General features: G+C 41.8%; 17 protein-coding genes. 2 read left to right on the forward strand and 15 right to left on the reverse strand.

Translation table 11 applies throughout. The features are described from left to right. Positions 1-2: 2 nt before the first annotated feature. Genes MURRU_RS02875 through MURRU_RS02885 form a run of 3 tightly spaced genes read right to left on the reverse strand, consistent with a single transcriptional unit; the run spans position 3 to position 6443 of the window. Positions 3-1640, reverse strand: a complete 1638-nt coding sequence (locus MURRU_RS02875; protein ID WP_245545057.1) for an alkaline phosphatase family protein — start codon at positions 1638-1640, stop codon at positions 3-5. 41 nt (positions 1641-1681) lie between these two features. Beyond that, on the reverse strand, positions 1682-3136 hold the full coding sequence (locus MURRU_RS02880; protein ID WP_014031917.1) for a SusD/RagB family nutrient-binding outer membrane lipoprotein: 1455 nt from the start codon (positions 3134-3136) through the stop codon (positions 1682-1684). Between the two features lie 19 nt (positions 3137-3155). Continuing rightward, positions 3156-6443, reverse strand: coding sequence for a SusC/RagA family TonB-linked outer membrane protein (locus tag MURRU_RS02885; protein ID WP_014031918.1), 3288 nt, complete (start codon positions 6441-6443; stop codon positions 3156-3158). Between the two features lie 281 nt (positions 6444-6724). On the opposite strand from MURRU_RS02885, the gene MURRU_RS02890 reads away from it, so the two are divergent. Next, entirely contained in the window at positions 6725-7291 is a 567-nt protein-coding gene (locus tag MURRU_RS02890) for a helix-turn-helix domain-containing protein (protein WP_014031919.1), read from the forward strand. Here the strand turns inward: MURRU_RS02890 and MURRU_RS02895 are convergent, their stop codons facing one another. The 5 genes from MURRU_RS02895 to MURRU_RS02915 all read right to left on the reverse strand — a co-directional run bounded on the left by MURRU_RS02895 (position 7292) and on the right by MURRU_RS02915 (position 12419). After that, positions 7292-7966 carry a phosphonatase-like hydrolase gene (locus MURRU_RS02895; protein ID WP_014031920.1) on the reverse strand — a complete coding sequence of 225 codons (675 nt, stop codon included), beginning with the start codon at positions 7964-7966 and terminating at the stop codon, positions 7292-7294. Further along, positions 7963-9135, reverse strand: coding sequence for a TIGR03364 family FAD-dependent oxidoreductase (locus MURRU_RS02900; RefSeq protein ID WP_014031921.1), 1173 nt, complete (start codon positions 9133-9135; stop codon positions 7963-7965). The genes MURRU_RS02895 and MURRU_RS02900 overlap by 4 nt, the downstream gene beginning before the upstream one ends. Then, a complete protein-coding gene (locus MURRU_RS02905) occupies positions 9125-10405 on the reverse strand; it encodes a DUF5690 family protein (RefSeq protein WP_014031922.1) in 1281 nt (426 codons plus the stop codon). Before MURRU_RS02905 ends, MURRU_RS02900 begins: the two co-directional genes overlap by 11 nt. 263 nt (positions 10406-10668) lie before the next feature. After that, positions 10669-11187: a DUF5004 domain-containing protein gene (locus MURRU_RS02910; RefSeq protein WP_014031923.1), complete on the reverse strand. Its 519-nt coding sequence runs from the start codon at positions 11185-11187 to the stop codon at positions 10669-10671. A gap of 467 nt (positions 11188-11654) precedes the next feature. After that, on the reverse strand, positions 11655-12419 hold the full coding sequence (locus MURRU_RS02915) for a 3-keto-disaccharide hydrolase (protein ID WP_014031924.1): 765 nt from the start codon (positions 12417-12419) through the stop codon (positions 11655-11657). A 163-nt stretch (positions 12420-12582) separates the two neighbouring features. On the opposite strand from MURRU_RS02915, the gene trxA reads away from it, so the two are divergent. Then, the gene (gene trxA / locus MURRU_RS02920; protein ID WP_014031925.1) at positions 12583-12882 is read left to right on the forward strand and encodes a thioredoxin; all 300 of its coding nucleotides are present in this window, start codon (positions 12583-12585) and stop codon (positions 12880-12882) included. Positions 12883-12894: 12 nt separating this feature from the next. Here the strand turns inward: trxA and MURRU_RS02925 are convergent, their stop codons facing one another. From MURRU_RS02925 to MURRU_RS02955, 7 genes are all read right to left on the reverse strand, one after another. Beyond that, complete coding sequence (locus tag MURRU_RS02925) at positions 12895-13755, reverse strand: universal stress protein (RefSeq protein WP_041801262.1); 861 nt, start codon at positions 13753-13755, stop codon at positions 12895-12897. 4 nt (positions 13756-13759) lie between these two features. Then, entirely contained in the window at positions 13760-14605 is an 846-nt protein-coding gene (locus MURRU_RS02930; RefSeq protein ID WP_014031927.1) for a universal stress protein, read from the reverse strand. 299 nt (positions 14606-14904) lie between these two features. Next, the gene (locus MURRU_RS02935) at positions 14905-16524 is read right to left on the reverse strand and encodes a sodium:solute symporter (protein WP_014031928.1); all 1620 of its coding nucleotides are present in this window, start codon (positions 16522-16524) and stop codon (positions 14905-14907) included. Between the two features lie 9 nt (positions 16525-16533). Beyond that, positions 16534-17721 (reverse strand): aldose epimerase family protein, encoded by a 1188-nt coding sequence (locus MURRU_RS02940; protein ID WP_014031929.1) that lies wholly within the window; start codon positions 17719-17721, stop codon positions 16534-16536. A gap of 22 nt (positions 17722-17743) precedes the next feature. Next, positions 17744-19249: an L-arabinose isomerase gene (araA, locus tag MURRU_RS02945; RefSeq protein WP_014031930.1), complete on the reverse strand. Its 1506-nt coding sequence runs from the start codon at positions 19247-19249 to the stop codon at positions 17744-17746. 14 nt (positions 19250-19263) lie between these two features. Continuing rightward, positions 19264-19965: an L-ribulose-5-phosphate 4-epimerase gene (locus MURRU_RS02950; protein ID WP_014031931.1), complete on the reverse strand. Its 702-nt coding sequence runs from the start codon at positions 19963-19965 to the stop codon at positions 19264-19266. Positions 19966-19972: 7 nt separating this feature from the next. Beyond that, complete coding sequence (locus MURRU_RS02955) at positions 19973-21646, reverse strand: ribulokinase (protein WP_014031932.1); 1674 nt, start codon at positions 21644-21646, stop codon at positions 19973-19975. Positions 21647-21700: the final 54 nt, after the last annotated feature.

The raw sequence follows: 21700 nt of genomic DNA on the forward strand, positions 1-21700 counted from the left end.
ACTTATTTTTCTCTATACAATTGATTTGCTGGAATGATTTGTTTTGGGGTGTCGGGACCTGAATATTTTACGTCCAGATGATAGCCCCCTCCTCCATTAAAAAACTCTATACGAACCAAATGTCTCCCCTTGGAAAGTTCAAACGCCCCGCTACGCTCCATTACACCATGGTCGCCATCGTTGTCCACGATTTCGATACCGTTAACATAAAGCTTGCTTCCATCATCACTATTGGTGAAAAAAGTATATTTCCCTGCTTCCTGCACTTCCAAATAACTTTCAAAAGCAACAGCAACTTGCTCTTGTGGCATCGCTTCTGATAATGCCTGCTTATGTGAAAAATCAGTTACAAAACCTTCAAGAATCGGATTGAAATCAGCAAAATCAGGTAATTTCTTTATTCCGTTCACCTGATACACCCAAAATTTTACTGGATCTTGCTTTGTTTTTGACACAATTCTGAAGCTTCCTTCGGCAACAGTGCTCACCAATTGATCGTTCTGAAAGATACCTGCTTTGATAATGTTGGTCTGTTTCAAATAAAAAGTGTCCTGGTAGACTTGGCTATTTTCCAATGTTGGTACTTTGTTTCCAATGGTGTACCGAATCTGTCCCACATTATTTGGGTTTAGCATCACCACTGCAACAGAATCCGCTTTAAAAACTCCCCCAGCTGGTTCAAAATAGCCAGCATCCGGAAGAATTTTTGGCGTGGTTATCTGCTCTTTTCGCCCATAGATCAGTTTTGGGGCTTCATTTCCTGTAAAAGCGCCTTTTACGGGTCTGCCTATCCAAGCTTGAGGTGTTTGCAAGCCCATGGCGTAGGCAACGGTAGGCGCATTATCGTATTGATACACGGTTTCTTCTATTTTGTAGCCTTTTTTGATTCCTGCACCGTACAAAATGAATGGTATTTCCATTTCAGCCAAGCTTTCCCCTCCATGACCAAAGCCCAATCCTCCGTGATCTGCTGATACGATGAACATGGTTTTTTCAAAAATGCCTGCTTCTTTTGTGGCATCCAAAATTTTAGCAATCAGGGCGTCTGCTTTTTCCACAGACTTATAATAATCGGGAGTACCGTGGCCTTGGGCATGACCCGCGTGATCTACATGATCCAAATGCACAAAAGTGAGCGTTGGCGTATTTTTTTTGATGTAGTCCACTGCGGCTTTGGTCGTCTTGTCCTCATGGTCCCCGTCAATATCAAAATCAACATCCTCTTTTTCGAACAAACGTCCAAAACCATCCCAATCGTAGATGGCTCCAACATGAGCTTCTGGCTGCTGGTCTTTAAAAAGGGTGAATATGGTTGGGAATGTCCCGTTTTCGGTAACGACTACGGGTGGCAACTGATGGTCGAACTTTTCCCAACCGTTGGAGGTTACTCCGTGTTGTTCCGTATCGGCCCCCATAACCATACTGGCCCAATTGGGACTGGAGCTAGATGGAAGCACAGGCCTGGCATGCATAGTTGCCGAACCATTTTGAATCATCGTATCCAATGTCGGTGTACTTGCTTTTTGAATCCCGTTGGGACTCATTCCATCAACCCCGATGACAATAATATGTTCGATTCCTTTTGGAGTTTGCTCCTTTTTGGAAGAACAAGACCACAGGAACAGAATCCCTGTGGTCATGATCATTGATTGTTTTGCTAATTTAAACAACATATAATATTCTAGTTTTCCCACCAAACTTTGGTGGTAATTTGATCTCCACCAATTCTGTTGGCAGCTTCGGTATAGTTCGCGTTGTTCAAAGATTCTTCATTGCTTGGGTATTCGAACCTACTAGGGTATACATCATAGAAAGCATCCGGTCCTGGCTCAATTGTGGCAGGAAAACCGGTTCTTTTGTACTCGATGAATCCTTGGTAATCGGTATAGAACAAGTTGATGTACTTCTGGGTCATGATGGTTTCCAAGCTATTGTCAAAAGCAACTCCTGAACTTGTTAGATAATCTGCTGGCAAATCCACGCCCCAGTATTCAAAATTGGCTGTTACCCCTTTTTCATAAAATGTTTGGGCATCGGCATTGATCCACCCTCTTTGGGCCGCTTCTGCCAAAATAAACTGTACTTCGGAATACAGCATCAACCTTGCTTGGTTGGTATTTGGCTGAAAGTAGAAATAATCAATATTGAATTTGGAAAGGAATGCATCCCCTCCTTGGTAGGTGTATGCAGGTCCATCCACTACCCCGTTCAACATACCAACAATCTCTGGGGTACCTTGCTCAACGGAATTGGTAGTTGGATCCGCAAAGAACTCCAGCCGTGGATCTTTCAACCCTTCCAACATTGTTACAAAATGCTCGGAAATCCTGTATTCGTTATAAGATCCCACACGGTAAACGGACTCTTCGGTCACTGGGTGTGCATCTGGGTTTGCAGCCAAGAATGTAAGGGTTGCATTATCTTCATTGGATTCCATTATCGGGAATTGACCTGGGTTGTTATAGATTTCAGCAATCACTTCAGAAGCTACCGATGGTGAAACTTCGCTTAAGCGAAGTGCCAAACGCATCCGCAGTGAATTGGCAAACTTTCTCCACATTTCCAAATCACCATCAAAGAGCAAATCCCCTTTGATTTGGGTTAAGTTGGCTCCCGACAATAGCGTGTTGGCAGTGGCAAGTTCGGCCAACATGTCGGTGTAGATTGCCTCTTGCTCATCATACATGGGCGTGTAGTTTTCCTCACTGGCTTGGTTTACCTCGGAGTAAGGAATATCTCCCCACATATCGGTTAATATACTGTAAGCCCAGGTCTGCATAATTTTGGAGACGGCCACATAACTCTTCAGGTCTGTCTCATTAGCCAATTCCTCCAATTCTTTGGCATCCCTAATGGCATAGTAATAATCGTTCCATGCTCCGCCCTGATCGCCCCAATCGAACAAATCGAAAGAGGTAAATACGATTCGGGCCCCATATTGCCCCATAAGGTTTCCTTCGCTCCAAGACCCACCTACGGCTTCCCTAATGGACCTTCTTTGAAGGTTTGTCAGGAGAAGTTCGGGGTTTTGGTTAATGTTCAAGGCAACATCAGGGTTCTCGTTGCTCACGTCAAACTTGTCACAAGACCCAAGAGTCATTGCAAGTACTGTCGCTATTAAAAATATCTTTTTCATGTTATTATTGTTAACCTGATTAAAATTCTACGTTGATTGCAAATCCTAAACTACGTGTTGTAGGCACAGTGGCATTTTCCACCCCTGGCACATAGCTTCCACCCCCGAAGGACAACAATTCCGGGTCTCCGTGGTTAAAATCCTTGGCCCATAGCCAAAGATTGGTTCCTATTACAGAAAAGCTGAGTTTTTTGATGTCGTCTCCCTTAAATAATTTGGTAGGAAAATCATAGGTAAGTCTAGCCTCTCTAAGTTTAATGAAGGTAGCGTCATAAATACCCTCAGTATCATTGTCCCTTCTGTATCTGTTGTTGTGGTAAGCATTGGCAGGCACAATTACATCATTGGGCACATAGCCACCATCTTGCAATTTTACGCCATCACCAATAATACCATCGGTTTGAGTTACTCCATCGTCATTGGTATAAGAAAGTCCTGAATCCGAGATACCCGGATGTGGCCCTCCATACTCCGGCGAACGCCCCCAAAGGGTTTCTACTACGTTCCCGGATGTTGCAGCAATCAAACGTGTTCTGGAAAGCAGCTCCCCCCCTTGTCTCCAATCAAACAAAAAGTTAAGTGAAAGATTTTTGAAGGTCACGGTGTTGTTCCATCCCAAGGTGAAGTCGGGATTAAAATTTCCGAGTTTTCTCAAGGTATTGTCCTGTTGCACCAAACCTTCGTTAAAGATTACCTGTCCGTTATATGGACTATTCTCATCTTCTACTTTTACCAAACCAGTTCCCCACATATCACCGAGGGAACCTCCTTCTTCCGCAATAAGTGAAATTCCGTTGCCACCATATTGGTATCTTTGCACACCATCGGCCAATTCCAGAACCCTGTTTCGGTTCAAACCAAAGTTGAAAGAAGAATTCCAATTAAAGTCCTCGTTGCGAATTGGATTAACTCCCAACATAACTTCCAAACCTTGATTACGTATTTTACCAGCGTTAATGGTTCGTGCAGTCTTACCGGAGGTAATTGGCAAATCGATATCCAAAATTTGGTTCCTGGAAACTGTATTATAGTACGTAGCGTCCAAGGAGAGTTTATTGTTAAAGAACCTCAAATCGGTACCGAACTCGTAAGATGTCTGTATCTCTGGTTTTAAATCAAAGTTGGGCAACGTATTGGAAGGACTGGCCGTGGGATTGTCTCCTACTGGAGTTCCCAAGGCATAGAAGTCTGAAAGCCTGTAGGCATCGGTATCACTACCAACCTGTGCCCAACCACCCCTTAGTTTGGCAAAACTAAGAACATCCTGGCTTCCGAAATCGAACAAATCGGAAAGCACCACACTCAGGGATGCCGAGGGATAGAAATAGGAATTGTTTTGCTCCGGCAAGGTGGAGGACCAGTCGTTACGTGCCGTTAAATCCAAATAAATACTGTTGTTCCAACCCAACTGTGCAAATGCATACAAAGAATTGATTTGTTTCTCCGGACGGCTTGTGCGCTGCACCAAGGCTCCATCTACATTGGAAAAAGAGTAGATTCCTGGAATCAGCAGCTTGTTGGCCATCAAGGAGTTGAAGTGATTCTTCTGTACCATTCTGTTTCCACCAAAGTTGGCATTCACATGGAATTTATCGGTAACATTCTTATCATAGGTCAACAAGAAATCCAAGTTGGTCTCCTGAAAATTGATTTTATCTTCCCTGTACTGACCGTTAGGGAAACGTTGGGTCGAGTAAGCTCTTTTTATGAATCGGTATTCCGAAAAGAAATCCCGGCCACCACGCAGCATAAATTTGAAATCATTACTGATATCATAGGTTGCAGAAAGGTTTCCTATAATCCTGTCCTTGGCCAACCCATTGGTATTCTCATACATGGTAAAATATGGGTTGTCGTGGTAATTATAGTTGTAGTTGAACTGCTGGAAGCCTTCCAAACCATCTTGCCAGTAGTTTCTCAAACTATTTACATTGACCTGTTGACCCCACCAGATAAACAGATACATGACAGATTCGGTACCATATCCATTAACATGGCGGTTATCCGAGTCTGAACGGATATAATTGATTTTGGAAGACACCTTTAATCTATCTGTAATTTGATAATCCCCAGAAGCAGAAATGGTGTTTCGCTTAATGTCGGTATTGGGAACAATACCCTTGTTGTCCAAGTTGGTATAGCTCACTCTGTAGTTACCATTGTCGTTGGACCCGTAGAAAGAAACGGTATTGATCAAAGTTCTACCGGTTTCCATAAATTCTTCGGCAGGATTCCCACCGTACACAAATGGTGTAGGTGTAATGGTTCCCCTTCTATCCAAATCAACACCGGAAGACCCAAGCACATAATCCAATCCGTGAACATCACCACCACGAAGTCCATTTGATGTTGGAGAATCGTGCTGTGCACGCAAAGTTCCATCCAACAATGGACCCCAAGATTCGTCTACACCATCGTAGGTTCCGCTTCCGTAACCGTCCACAAATTGAAAATCAAAATTTTTACCTTGACCATATACTCCTTGATATTCTGGAGCTTTTAGAACACTTTCAAAAGTAGTTTTGGAGCTAAAACTGATTCCGCCTTTACGACCTTTTCCAGACTTTGTTGTAATAATGACCGCCCCGTTCGCAGCCCTGGAACCGTAAAGTGCCGTTGCATTTGCACCTTTGAGTACCGAGATGGATTCCACATCATTCGGATTGATTTCGGCCGCCCCGTTACCGTAGTCCAGATTCATATTGGAAGCACCACCCAAAGTATTGGTCCGGGTATCGGTGTTGTTATTAATTGGAATACCATCCACAATAAATAGCGGTTGGTTGTCTCCCTGCATGGAAGAGTACCCCCTGATCACCACAGATGATGATTGCCCAGGACCGCTGCCATTGGTGACCACCTGAACACCTGCTGTTCTACCTGATAATGTACTTACCGTATTAGTACTGGTCGACTGTGAAATTTCTTCACCTGCAACTTTTTGAACAGAATAGCCCAAGGATTCTTCATCCCTAGTAATGTTAAGGGCGGTTACAACAACCTCATCCAATAGCTGGGAATCCTCTCGCAGCACAATGGTTGCATTACTTTTTCCAGCAGTGTCAAAATCTTGGGCAATATACCCAATGTAGGAAATCACCAAGATTTCGTTACCACCGGGCAACTCTATCTCAAAATTTCCATCAAAGTCTGTTGCAACGCCATTGGCGCTACCTTTTGCAACAACCGATGCACCGGGCAACGGAACGTTGTTTTGGTCTAATACCTTTCCTGAAAAGGTGACTTGCGAATAGCCAATTATACTTACCGTAAATGCAAGTAGAAATGCTACAATCGATTTTTTCATTTGTTGAGTATTTGTAAAATTGGGTTAATTATTTATCAACAAATATCCAACACAAGAGTTAGGGCTAGCCTTAAAACAGATTAAAAAAATGATACGGAAAGGTTAAATGAAACAGCTTAATGTTAGGTAAACATTATTTACAAATACTCAATTTTTATAACACTCTGTCAATTTAGAATTTATAAGTATATCCTAGTGCTGTAGTGGATTAGTCATTTTTTTTAAGCATATTTACATGACGCAAAAACATTATAAATACTAAAATTTATTTCCCACCAAAAATGGAGGATTACCTGATCGGCATTGGAAAACGAATCAAAGAAATACGCAAGAACAATAAAATGACCATTAACGATGTTGCAATCAGTGCCGGGGTTACTGCCGGGCTCATATCCCGTATTGAAAATGGCCGCACCATTCCCTCTCTTCCCGTTTTTCTAAAAATAGTGGATGCTTTGAAAACCGAAATGATTGATTTTTTTGAGGGTATTCCCAAAGCCAACGGCCACAATTTTTTGGTGACCCGTAAAAACGAACTGTCCATTATTGAAAAGGAAGACGAAGCTGTTGGATTTACCTATAATTACATTTTTGGCAAACAATTGAATTCGGTCGGTTTTGAGAGCGTGCTTTTGGAAGTTGAACCAAATTCCAAAAGAGAGAAGGTAGTGACAGATGCCTTTGAGTTTAAATACATCTTGACTGGGGAATGCTATTATGAAATTGGTGACCAAGAAGTATTGCTAAAAGAGGGGGATTCCATTTTCTTTGATGGTAGAATCCCCCATGTACCTATCAACCGGGGAAAAGTTCCCTCGAAAATGTTGGTTGTATATTTTTTTATTTGATCAAGGAAAGAGTACATCGGCCAAATCCGCTAGTGAATCCAATATCATGGAAGGTTCGGCAGTGGCCAATTGTTCACGTGTTTGAGCACCGGTCAACACTCCAACGGTCCAACCACAATTGGCATTTTTTCCTTCTTCAATATCAATGACCGAGTCACCTGCCTTTATCACATTCGCTGAAGCGGTAATACCAAACATGGCCATGGCCTTGTCTATCATTTCAGAAGAGGGCCTTCCGTGTACCACATCATCCGCGGTAATCAATCCATCAATCTGCTGTCCTGGAACCCAGCCCAATTTGTTTAAAAGTGATTGTGCCGTTTTTTGGTCGTAGCCAGTATTGAGAACAACTTTTACATCTTTGTTTTTCAATAATTTAAACAATTCTTCAACACCATCATAAGAGGTCACCTCCAAATTGTTATAGGCTTCTTCCAACATATCTTTAAAATCTTTAAAGACTGAATTTGCATCTATTTCCGTTGTTTTGGTCTCTTCCAAAATATCCGCTATCGCCTTAAATTTTTCCTTGCCGGCCCCAAACCTCAATACGGTTTCCAAGGAAACCTCCACACCATGTTTAGCGAAAGCATCCCTAACGGTTTTGTACACCACATTATCCTCGTTTACCGTGGTACCTGCCATATCAAAAACGGCCAGTTGTATTTTCTTCATAAGTTAATTTTCTGCTTATTAAATATAGTGGCAATATGCTTCTTTGAGAATCCTGCGCTGCCAGTCATTCCCTTTCCCCCGATTCCAGTTACAATATGGATATTGTCATCAATGGTTTTTTGAAAAAGATCGCTGTTCTTGCATTGTGAGTAGATCCCATACCATCTTTTCTGGATTTGATAGGTGGGCAGGTCGATTACTTTTTTAGCCTCCTCAATCATAAAGTTATCGATATCCATATCCAAGTCATACCCTAAATCTTCAATTTTGCCGGCATCGGCATATTGGTGGGAGTCTCCCAAAATTACGGAGCCATCCGCTGCTTGTTTAAAGAGGATATGCACGCCCCATTTCTTTTGGGGACTTCCCTTTGGTTCATTTTCCTTGATCTGTGAGTAGGAAGGACATTCATGGAATGCTTCGTATCTGCGGATGGACCATCCTGTTAAGATGGATCCCCTTAATTTGAAATTACCCTGCGGTTTAGTTTGCATCATCTGTAATTTGGAAACCTCAAGTTCGCTGGATGAGAACATCGCAGGATACAGGTTTTTAAAATCGCTTCCGTTACAGATAACAACTTTACTGCCGAACACCTCTTCATCTTTCGTGCTTTGGACTGTAACATTTTCTCCTGTGGATTCACAGGAAATGACCGGGAAATCGAACTTAATGTCCAATCCTCTTTGAGTCACCAAGTATTTCTGAAGTCTATGAATCATTGTTCTTGGCTCTACCGTAACTTCTTCAGGAAAAAAAAGCCCCGCCGTCACATAATCCGTTCGAAGTCCTGAATATTTTTCCAAACACTGGTGTCTCGTGAGCAATTGGGATTCGTAACCGTTGGAACTGTTTATGGCACCAAGCTCAACCAACAATTGTTCTTCCTCTTCATTGGAGGCCAAATATACCGTTCCATTCTGACGGATACTGATATCGAACCTAGATTGAATCCCTTTATAGATACGAAGACTTTCACGGCCGAATTGTTGCCATTTGGTATTCATGCCCGATGGAACCACTTGCCCAAAATTCTGCGTGGTCGCTCCTTTTGGATAGGCATCCTTTTCCACCAAACAAACTTTAAGGCCCAATTCTAGGGCATGATACGCATGAAAAGTCCCTAACACACCTCCGCCTACAATGACGGCATCATATTTATTGTCCATAATCCAATTCCTTGTTGAGTTGTTCAGCTTTACTGCGAGAGGCAAAGTGAGCGAATAAAATTAGTGTACTACAAATACCTATAAAAGCCACGGCGTACGTACCGTACACAAAAAAATTGAGCCAGGACAAACTGGCCTGTCCAAAGTTTTTATAAAGCAGCACCAAAACGCTGCCCACATAACCAAAGGCATCGGCAATATAAATAAGAAAACCTGAATTTCCCTTTACCTTAAAGGTGGCAATAAAACGATCAAAAAATAGACAGTTGAACGGCACATAACAAATATAGAGTCCAAAACCAGTACAAACCATCCATACAAAAGGGTCCAAAATCCCAACTTGAAACATTAGGGTGCTCCCCCCCAAAACCACTGTTCCCAAAATGAGAAGCACATGATAGGTAAGCAAGGCCTTAAAATTATCCTTGATGTAAAAAATGGCACCAATAATCAAGAGCACCACAATGGCAATGATAATCTCTGAAGTTGAAAATACGGAAACGTCGCCACGGTACCCGATACTGTCCCAAAGTTCACGGGCAAAGTTGTCCCTAAAATCCCGAAATGCCGTCAAAAAAGTATAAAACACTATGATGAGAAGCAAGGGGAACAAAAACTTTTTCACCAAGTCCTTTCTGTCCCGGGCAGTCATAGGGATGCGCTCCGTTCGGTTGGCAATATCCTCTGTAGTCGGCGGGGGAACGCGTTGCAACAAAAAAGAGCACAACAAAAGGGGAACAAAAAACAGGGCTCCTGTAACTGAAGGCATCCAAAATTCGCCAACGCCCCAAAATTGCATCACATAAAGTCCTACGGATTTCACCACACCGCTGGACACAATAAAGCTTGCAGACAACACCACGCCCAAAATATCGGTAAACCGCCTGCCCTCGATATAAGAAAAAACAATCCCCCAGATCATTCCCAAAGGAAAACCGTTAAGGAACATAAGGGGGATATTGTAGGGCGCGGGTACCCAGGCAAAAAGCACTAAAGATATCTCAGCAAAAATAATCAGGGAAATCAAATACAGTAACCTACGGTTGGGCGTAAGCTCCGAGATAACCTTGATTCCAACAAACTTGGAAAGAGCATAGCCCAACACTTGGGCTATGACCAGCAGAATTTTGTAATCGACCCCCATAAATGCCAGTCCATCAAAAGTAGCAACGGAGAAAGGCTTTCTAAAGGCGTACATGCAAAAATAGGTGCCAAAGGCGGCCAAAGAGGCATGCAGGAGAAAGATTACGTTGGATCGTTTTTTGGACATGCAATGATGAATCGAAAAGTTTACAAATACTAAATTTGTTTTTCAAATTACTCACTTTTATTGAAAAGAACGGCTATTCCTAAGATTAAAAAAACGTTAGTTTAAATGTGCAATGTTAATCCTTAACAAATTTGAGCTTGGTCTAAACTGGAAACGGGCAAAGCATACCATCCACGCCTAAAGAAAAAAGTCAACAAAAAAGAGGCTAAAAAGGTAGCCTCTATATTGGTTATGTCTTGGACATCGAGTGAAGTTTTTTTTTATTAGGGTATTAAGGAATATGTAAAATCAATTCTTGTTTGAACTACAGTTCCTGTCACCTCTGTTACACTATAAATTTCTGAAAAAGTGAATTGAGAGGAATCCTCGTTAAATTCCAAGGTAGTGGTTTGCAAACTGCAGGAAGATACCAAACTAAGGTTTTGAGACGCCAATTCCCATGTTCCAGTTGATGCAACAACGTACTCACAATCTTCTACATATTTTCCCAGTTCGTAAGCATACGACCTATCTTCCTCAAATGTATAAGAAGCATCTTTTTTACATTCAGCGTATTGTGCAAATAGGTCAGTAGATGGGTTGTCCGTGTTATCATCCGTCAGATCCAATTCTTTGACAGCCACAATTCCAGAAAGTACCCACTCCCCTACCAATTTTTGCTCATTGGCACTAAGGTCTCCCGTAAAATCTTCGGCACATTCCACCCCGTCATCCGAAGTACACGATAAAAGCATTGCACCAATACACATCACGATTCCAGCATTAAAAAGCTTTTCTTTCATTTTGATTTGAATTTTATTGTTTAATAAATGATGGGCAAGAGTGCAAATGGTTGTGTGTTGATTCTAAAAAATCTCTTTCCAAAACCTTATCCAATTAAAACGGTCAATGTCTATTAAGTCGAATTCACAAAATCGCCTTAGCTTCACATAAAAGTAAGTCTAATAAGGCATTGAGCACTTTCCTAAAATAGAGGTCACCGGTGTTTATGTGAACGAAACGCCTATTGCCTATTCCCCTATATTGAAGAACAAGAGGATGATGAAATTGCGGATGAGTTGTGGCACAATTGCAAGCCAAGTTCAAGAAACTCACAGAAAAACCATCAAAAAAGAGAAGCCCAATTTATTGATTGTTTGCAGAAATTCTATTTTTTTTCGCAATACCAACGTCTACGGGAGCACTACCAGAAAACTGCCTAATGAGCGCTCCGAAAGTCCCTGTACTTATCATCTGATAAAGGATTTGCTTAGAGTTCCCTGATTTTTATATTTCGGAACCAAGTTTCAAAATACCAATACTGCAGTGCTATTTTGCCCTCGGTGGTCCGGCCAAACTCAGGATATTTGGAGAAATGGGTCCCTGCAATCTTTTCTTTCCATTGAGGCGTGCTGAAATCTTCCTCAGCAGTGAGAACTCCATTCAGGTAAAATGTTACTTTCCCATCCACTTGTTTTATTCGGGTCTTGTTCCACTCCCCTTGTTTTACCTCCACTTTATTTTGTTGAGGTTGAAAAACGTACAAACAACCCGGCCTTTTCTCTGGAACATTATAATCCATGTGGTCTGCTCCCAACATTTGATATTCTGGACCACTTTGCCATGCGGTTGGAACATCCGGCATTTCTATTACATTTATAAAAATTCCGCTATTTCCGTTCCCCGCCACCTTCCATTCCAATACTAGTTCATAATCGTCATAAGGCTGATCGGTAACCAAATCGCCTGCCGTTAAAGATTCATCGTTGGTATTGCTATGCAGTTCACCATCCACAACTTCCCAAACCGAATTGGCATTAGGACCGTTGTACAAGTGCCATCCGTCCATCGTCTCTCCATCAAAAAGCAACTTCCATCCTTCTTTCTTTTCTACATCCAACAATTGGTTATGGGCAGCATTTTCTATGGCAGCTTTTTTGGTTCGCCAAGTATTGGACTCTTCCTTTTTGTTCTCGCTCTTACAGGAAGCCAACACCAATAATGCGATAATACATCGGGTAATTCTTGAATACATTTGTGGTTTAGTTTGATTTATAGTGCAGTCGCTAAAGATAAAAAAAGAAATTCATCCAATGTTGCCCAGATATGTATCAATATAAATTTTGATGATTAAGTGACCTAAGTCACTTTGGGAAAAATCGGGTTTTTATAAATTGCAGTCTATAATTTTTAGAAAAATGAAAGGAAATTTTGCAGCTTTGATCAATAGCGACCAATTAACGCTAGTAGATTTTTCGGCAGAATGGTGTGGCCCCTGTAAAATGTTGGCCCCAATTTTAAAACAGGTAAAAGATGAAATGGGCGATGATTTAAAAATTGTGAAAATAGACGTCGATAAAAACCAAAGCCTTGCCAATACCTACCAAGTTAGGGGTGTTCCTACAATGATTTTCTTTAAAAATGGCGAACAACTCTGGAGAAAATCTGGAGTACTCCAAAAGGCAGAAATTGTACAATTGGCAAAATCGTTCTTGTAATTTTTTACCGGATCATTCAAATAAGTGAATGACCAAAAACGGTACCTTGGAGTTAAAGCTCACTTTTTTAATGACAGGTTCCCGTGTTAACCTTTCAAAGAAAGTATGGTTTTGATTGATCATTACAACCATATCAATGCTTTTGTCTTTTTCAACCAATTGCTGAATGGTATTGTTAACAGAAGTATCCTTTTCCACTTCAATAAATTCGTAGTCGATGGATTTAAGACGGTTTTTCAATCCTTTTTTTGAAGCTTTTTGTTCAGGAGCCAGTGCATCCAAACTACCTACATGGGCTATCCATAATTTAGCTTTGAAATGTTCGACGAAATTCAAAAGTGGTTTCAGTTCATAATTTTCAAAAAGATGTTCATAACCCGTTGCCAATAGTATGGCGTCTATTTCTTTGTCTATTTGATAATCATCGGGCACGGCAATAACAGGGCAAAAATCGACTTCCTTGATAACTTTATAGGTATTGCTTCCTATAAAGACTTCTTTTAATCCTGAGGCCCCTTTGGTTCCCATAACAACATAATCAATCTCCTCGCGGTACACTGTCTTGCCAATGGCATTGACAAGGTTATCTGGAACGGAACGGGCAATAAATGTATGTTCAGGGTTTTTGTCAAAGCTTTTTATTTTTTCCAATTCCCTTTTGAGGTCACGTTCGGATTGTTCCTTGATTAAATTGTACAAACGGGTGTCGTTGGCTCCCGCCATTTTGGTTGATAAGCCAGAGGCACCCACCTGATAAGAATTCAGGATAAAAAAATCACAGGGAACATCTTTAAAGATCGTCAAAGCATAAGCAATGGCGTTCCAAGCATTATTGGAAAAGTCTGTGGGCAATATGATCCTTTTTTTCTTCACAATTTTATCTCTTAATGTTCTGCATTACCATAAATGGTATTTTAATCTTCAACCCCAGTAAATCTACTGTTGACCTATAGAGCATATCCTCAAAAAAGGAGTGTCTCGAGTTCAACATAACAAGCATCCCCGCGTCTTTTTGCTCAATCTGCTCCAGAATAACCTCTGCTTTGTTTTTAACGGGCGTTGTCTCAAAATGGAGGTAAGAATTGGCCAAGGTCTCTTCCAAAAATAACTTATTGTCTTCTTGTCTGGGACTAAGTTCATCAAAATCTGTAATGTACAAACAATATACCTTGGACTTAAATTTACCGGCCAGGTCACCTAAAAGTTTTAACTCCCTCCGCTTATAAGGAAGCAAGTAATCTGTTGGAAAAAGAATGGCCTTGGGTTGTCTGTATTCAAAATCTTCCGGTATGGCCAGCACCGGACACTTTACATATTTAAAAATTTCTATGGTGAAACTCCCAAATGTGGTTTTGTGGTTGCTGGTCTCTCCTTTGGTCCCCATGATTACCACATCAATGTTCATTTCATCCACAAAATCATTTATACTATCTACTAGATTGTCAAAACGCGCTACGGTCTCAAAATTGTGCAGCGGGTTTGGTGGCTCTCCAATTACGGAGTTGACCAATTTATCCAATTTCTTTACCGTTTGTTCCCTTTTGTCTTCTTTCAGTTTCTCAACATCCTCTAACATTGCTGTTTTGTACTTACCGTACACCTCCTCGCCATAGGCGTGCAGTACAAAAAAACAAGCACGCTCACATTTAAAAAGCTCTTGTGCATATTGCAGGGCATGCAAAGCATTTTTGGAGAAATCGGTAGGAATCAATACGGTTTTCATGGGTATCTCGCTTTTATCAAAGATAAATCGATGAAAACGTATAAAAAATGACGTAGGTCACGATGTTGGTAGAAAATATCTTAACATCCTTTATTTTGAGGGACTTCCGTAAAACAATAGTGGCTGTCTAAAAAGTATTGAAATACGTCATTCTGAACCTGCCTACCGGACAGGCAGGTTCATTTCAGAATCTCATCATACTGATAAACCAATTGTTATGAGAACCTGAAACAAGTTCAAGTTGACGGAAACCTACCTTTTAGACAGCCTCTATTTATAACTATATATTCAAATAGTTATTATTTACCATTAAACCATATCATCACATAGGCAACGATAGCTATAATAATGACAGAAATGGCAATATCCTTCCAATTGTAACTGCTTTTGTTCTTCTTTCTTTCTTCATCAGAAATAGTGGCATAGGTAAGGTTCTTTAGTTTTTCATCTGATGGTGCCGGAGTAGCATAACTCACGACCACAATCAATATGATACAGAAAAGGAAGAACCATGATGCAAAGGACAAAAAGTTCATATTTCCTAAAAGGAACCAAAAACTTCCGGGATCCAATGAATCCTTGACCAATTCAAGAACAATCCTTAAAGCTCCAACAATAAATCCAACCACCATGGTTACAAAGGCACCTTGTGAGTTGATTCGTTTATGGAAAATACCCAGTAAGAACACCGCTGTAATCGGAGGCGCAATATAAGATTGAACGCTTTGCAGATATTCGTAAAGCACTCCTGAGATATTGGCCATAATCGGAATCCAAATAATACCAATGATTACCACTATCACGGTAGCAATCTGTCCTGTTCTTACCAATTTTTTCTCTGGCGCATTGGGTCTTAATTTTTTATAGATGTCCACCGTAAACAAAGTAGAACACGAATTAAATACTGAGGCCAAGGAGCTCATTAAAGCAGCCAATAACCCTGCTGCTACCAACCCTCGCAGTCCGGACGGCAATAAATTGCTCATCAAAACCGGGAATGCTTCGTCTGGACTGTCCCAATGCAATTCTCCTCTCATTTTTAAGGTAAGGGCAATCACACCTGGAATCAAAAACAAGAATACAGGGAAGAGCTTTAACAAAGCACCAAAAATAGTTCCTCGTCTACCTTCTTTGATATTCTTTGCGGTTAAGGCACGCTGCACAATATATTGATCCGTACACCAATACCAAATACCGGTAATGGTACTGGCAATTAAAAGTGATGGCCAAGGAAAATCAGGGTCTGAGGCCGACCTCCACATGTTTAAGTATTCAGGAGTAACGGTTTCTTTCATGCTTTCCCACCCGCCTACGTGGTCCAAACCAATAAATGTTAAGGCTGCAGCACCTATTACCAAGATAATGGCCTGCAAGGTTTCTGTATATACCACGGCACGCATGCCTCCAAGAACGGTGTAAATCCCTGTAAGCACAACGGTTGCTATGGCTCCTGTCCAAAAATCGATACCAAGGAGTGCGGAAACCACAACCCCTCCGGCATAAATGGTCACGGAAATTTTGGTGAGCACATAGGCCACAATAGAGAATACGGAGAGAATCCATCTAGCTCGGGCATCAAATCGTTTTTCCAAAAACTCGGGCATGGTAAACACTCCCGCTCTTGCGTAGAAGGGCAAGAATACCCAACCCAAAATCAGTACAATCCAAGCCTGTATTTCGTAAATAAGCATGGGCAATCTGTCCCCTGCACCAGCTCCTGCCAATCCCACAACATGCTCCGAACCAATATTCGATGCAAAAATGGAGGCACCGACCACAAACCATCCCACATTTCTACCTGCTAAGAAATAATCTTCGGTATTGTTTTCTTTTTTTCGAATTACCCATAGGGCGATTCCCAGAAGGACCAGGAAATATATGGATATAGCAATCCAATCAAAAGTATCCAGCGTCTGCATAATAGTTTATTATTTGGTTGATAGTTTGAACATGGTCCTAGTAGAATACGTTTCCCCGGGATTTAACCTAGCGGAAGGAAAATTAACTTGGTTAGGACTATCTGGATAGTGTTGTGTTTCCAAACAGAACCCAGAGCGCTTCCCGTAGGCACCTCCATCTTTTGCAGGTAACGTACCATCCAAAAAGTTTCCGCTGTAAAATTGTATGCCAGGCTCATTGGTATACACCTCTAACAATCGGCCCGTGTTGGGGTGGTACGCTGATGCTGCCAAACCAAAGCCTTCTTTCCCTTGGTTGAGCACCCAACAATGGTCATATCCTCCCCCAAGACCCAACTGTTCATTGTCGGCCTCTATCTCTTTACCAATTGATTTAGGAGCCGTAAAATCGAAGGGAGTTCCAGCCACAGCCCTTAACTCCCCTGTTGGAATCAGGCCTCCATCAACAGGAAGATATGTATCGGCATCCAAATAAATTTCGTGGTCCAAAATAGGTTCGGAAAGCTTCCCAGATAGGTTAAAATAACTGTGCTGGGTCAAATTCACAACGGTAGGTTTATCCGTTACAGCTTCATATTGAACATCCAATTCGTTATTATCAGTAAGTGTATAGGTTACCTTCACATCCAATTTTCCGGGGTATCCTTCTTCCCCATCTTCACTGATGTAGGTAAGCTCTAAAACCGCCCCAGCATCTGTATTTTTTGGTGTAGCGTTCCAAAGTACTTTATCGAACCCTTTTTCTCCTCCGTGAAGGTGATTGTCGCCATCGTTTGTGGCCAGCGTATAGGTCTCTCCATCCAAAGAAAACTTCCCGTTGGCTATACGGTTTCCATATCGGCCAATAAGTGCTCCAAAGTATGGACTACCATCAAGATATTGTTCCAAACTATCAAAACCTAGGACTATATCCTCATAGCTTCCTTGTTTATCGGGGGCCGTCCAACGGGTAATGATACCACCATAGGTGATGACATCCACTTCCATTCCGGCTTCGTTTTTCAAAGTGAATTTCTTCACTTTTGTGCCATCGGGCATTTCCCCAAATATGGTTTCTTCAATGGGGTTTTGTTCACTTTCAGTTTTTGCGGTTTCCATTTTTGACTGGCTTTCTTTTTTGTTTTGCTTACAGCCTATAGTTGTAAAGACCAAAAGTAAAACACAGTAAAATATAGAAGGTTTGGCTATCCTCATCATTTATAGTTTTATGTTAGTTTGATTACATTCCATGCTGAAACAAATGATAGTATGCTTCGTTGGCGTGGAGTTGATCTTTAAATGCTCTAAGTTTCGTGTCCGAATCTATAACTAAAAGTTCTATTCCGAAAATATCGGCGAAGTCTTCCATGTATTCGGTAGTCAATGCTTGTGTATACACGGTATGGTGTGCTCCACCTGCATGAATCCATGCGGTAGCGGCAACATCCAGATTCGGTTTTGCGTCCCAAAGCACACGTGCCACAGGTAATTTTGGCAAATCGGCCATGGGTTCTACGGCTTCTACTTCGTTTACGATCAAACGGAACCTGTTTCCCATATCAATCAATGATGCGTTCAGCGCTTCTCCCGCTGGTGAATCAAAAACCAATCGTACAGGGTCTTCTTTGCCTCCAATACCCAAAGGATGCACTTCGCAAGATGGCTTAGCACTTGCAATGGACGGACAAATCTCTAACATGTGTGAACCTAGCACATAATCTTTTTCAGGGGTGAAGTGGTAGGTATAGTCCTCCATAAACGAAGTTCCACCGTCCAATCCTTTGGCCATTACCTTCATGGTTCTTGTAAGGGCGGCAGTTTTCCAGTCACCTTCGCCACCAAAACCGTATCCATCGGCCATTAAACGTTGTACTGCAAGACCTGGCAATTGTTTTAGGGCACCAAGATTCTCAAAAGTATCGGTAAAGGCTTTGAATCCGCCATCATCCAAAAAAGTTCTAAGTCCCAATTCTATTTTAGCTGAATCTACTAAAGATTGACGCTGTGTTCCATTTTTTTGAAGTGATTCTGACAAGTTGTAACTCGCTTCGTACTCCTCAATCAATTGATCAACAACTTTTTGATCCAAACCATCAATAATATTGGTAATATCTGAAGAATCGTAACCGTTTACTGCCACACCAAAACGCATTTGAGCAGCAACCTTATCACCTTCTGTAACAGCAACTTCACGCATGTTGTCCCCAATTCTGGCAACCTTCATGTGTTGCAATTCGTCTGCCCCTAAGGCAACTCTCGCCCAAACAGCTAGTTTTTGTTGCACGCGCTCATCTTTCCAATGACCGACCACTACTTTACGGTTTTTGCGCATTCTGGACATCATAAATCCAAACTCACGGTCACCATGTGCGGATTGGTTCAGGTTCATAAAATCCATATCAATATTGTCCCACGGGATTTCCGCATTAAATTGTGTGTGTAAATGGCACAGCGGCTTGCTCAATATTTTAAGTCCCGCAATCCACATTTTTGCTGGTGAAAAGGTGTGCATCCAAGTCACTACCCCAATACAGGATGGGGAGTTACTTGCTTCACGACAAAGAGCGGTTATTTCTTGAGGTGTGGTAACAATAGGTTTAAAAACCAAGGAGACAGGCAATTTCTCAGCTGCATTCAAACCATCAACAATATCTTTTGAATTGCTGGCTACTTGTTTTAAAGTCTCTGGTCCGTACAAATGTTGGCTTCCTGTTACAAACCAGATTTCTTTTTTAGATATTTTCATTTACTGTAATTTATTTATTGACCGTAGTAAGCATTTTTTCCATGCTTACGTTCGTAGTGTTTTTTTATTAATGAATCTTTTAATCTAGGCGCTTGAGGGTTAATCTGTAAGGTTAAGTAGGCCATTTGGGCCACCGTTTCCAGTACTTTGGTATTGTAAACTGCCTTGGCCGCGTTTTTGCCCCAAGCAAATGGGCCATGGTTTCCAATGAGTATCATTTCAACCTCGTTGTAATTCAAATTTCTTTCCTTAAAACAATCCAAGATTTGAATTCCCGTATTGTGCTCGTAATTTCCTTCAATCAGCTCATCTGCCATCGGTGGGGCACAAGGAATATCTTGGGTAAGGTGATCGGCATGTGTAGTTCCAAAAATTGGTATATCCTTTTGGGCCTGTGCCCAAGAAACGGAATATATGGCATGCGTATGGGCCACTCCCCCAATATTTTCCCAGTTTTTATAGAGATGGCTATGCGTTTTGGTGTCGGATGATGGCCTAAGACTTCCTTCAACCACATTATTATCGTAATCCATAATTACGATATCCGCTGGTTTTAGGGTTTCGTATGGTACACCACTGGGTTTTATGGCGAAAACAGCATTGTCCCTGTCCACGGCACTTACATTTCCAAAGGTGTATATTACAAGTCCAAGGGCATTGAGTTCCATGTTCGCCTCGTAGCATTCTTCCTTAAGCGATTTGTATTTTGAGCTCATTGCTTATTTATTTTTTGTTCGTTTGTTCTTCCACAAAGCTTCCAAGTTGTTTGTATTCTTCCAATAATTTGGCGTACACTTCCACTTGGGAGGATTGGGGGAAATATTCTGCTTCAAAGTCACTTCCCATTACTTTGCTTGCCTCGATTACATTTTCATAGATTCCTGATGCCACGGCAGCATAAATTGCCGCACCCAAAGCAGGGGCTTGATCGGATTCTGCAACTTTAATGGGCATATTCAGCACATTGGCTAAGGTCTGCATAATAAAAGGGGACTTTCTTGCCACTCCACCAATTCCGATTACGGTTTCTATTTTTACGCCTTCATCTTCAAAACGGTCCACGATCATTTTGGAGCCAAAACAAATGGCATTGACCAACGCCTTAAAAATATGGGGCGCCTTGGTTCCCAAGGAAATTCCAGATATGGCACTCTTCAATTCTTGATTGGCATCTGGTGTTCTTCTACCATTTACCCAATCCAAAGCAACGGGTACAGCTTCAGCTAGTGGAATATTTTCCGCCTGTTCTGCCAAAGAGCGAATAAACTTTGCTTCCACCTCAGTCTTAAGTTCTGCTTTTTGTTCTTCTGAAAGGATTTCGGAGTTCAAAACAAGATTATCAATGGGCCATTGCAATACACTCTTGAACCATGCGAGTACATCTCCAAAAGCAGATTGTCCTGCTTCTAGACCGACCATACCGGGTATCACAGAACCATCCACCTGGCCGCAGATTCCCTTAACGGTTTTGTCACCAACAGCTTCGTTGGAAGACACCATAATATCACAAGTGGATGTTCCCATCACCCGAACCAGCGCATGATGGTCCACTTTGGCACCTACGGCACCTGCGTGGGCATCAAAAGTACCTACGGCAATTACCGTATCAGTGGTTAGGCCCAATTTACCGGCCCATTCTTCGTTTAGTTTTCCGGCTATTTCGTTGGATGTGAATGTTTCTTCATACAAATCATCACGAAGTAATGCTAGATACGGGTCTAATTTAGACAAGAATTCCTTATCAGGTAGTCCACCCCAGCTTTCGTGCCACATAGCTTTGTGCCCTGCTGCACATCTGCTTCGCTTGAATTTTTTCAAATCCTTTTCATCGGCCAAGAGATAGGTAATGAAATCGCAATGTTCCATCCAAGTGTGTGCGGCATCGATTACGCTTTTGTCCTCTCTGGCCACGTGAAGTATTTTGGCCCAAAACCATTCGGAAGAATAAATTCCTCCTTCGTACTTGGTGTAATCCTCTCCGCCCCAGCTTCTGGCAAGTTTGTTGATTTCGTTGGCTTCCTTTACCGCAGTGTGGTCTTTCCAAAGTACCATCATGGCATTTGGGTTTTCCTGAAAGCCCTCCACACAGGCCAATGCAGTACCATCTTCGGTCACTGGCATTGGTGAGGAGCCCGTGGTATCTATACAAATACCCTTCACGGTTTCTGGTGAGACTCCACTTTGTTCCATTACGGAGCTAATTGTATGTTCCAGTCCTTCAATATGATCCAAAGGATGTTGCCTAAACTGGTTGATTGCCGGTCTACAATATTTTTGTGCTTTCCATCTGGGATACCAGAACACTTCCGAGGCCAGTTCCGCCCCATTTTGCGCATCGATCATCACAGCCCGTACCGAGTCGGAGCCGTAGTCTAGTCCTATTACGTATGCTTTCATTGTGTTGATCAGTCTTCATAGGGCATTTTTCAATGCCGAGTGTTGTATTTATGT

Origin of the sequence: Allomuricauda ruestringensis DSM 13258 (assembly GCF_000224085.1) — a bacterium.
Lineage (GTDB): Bacteria > Bacteroidota > Bacteroidia > Flavobacteriales > Flavobacteriaceae > Flagellimonas > Flagellimonas ruestringensis.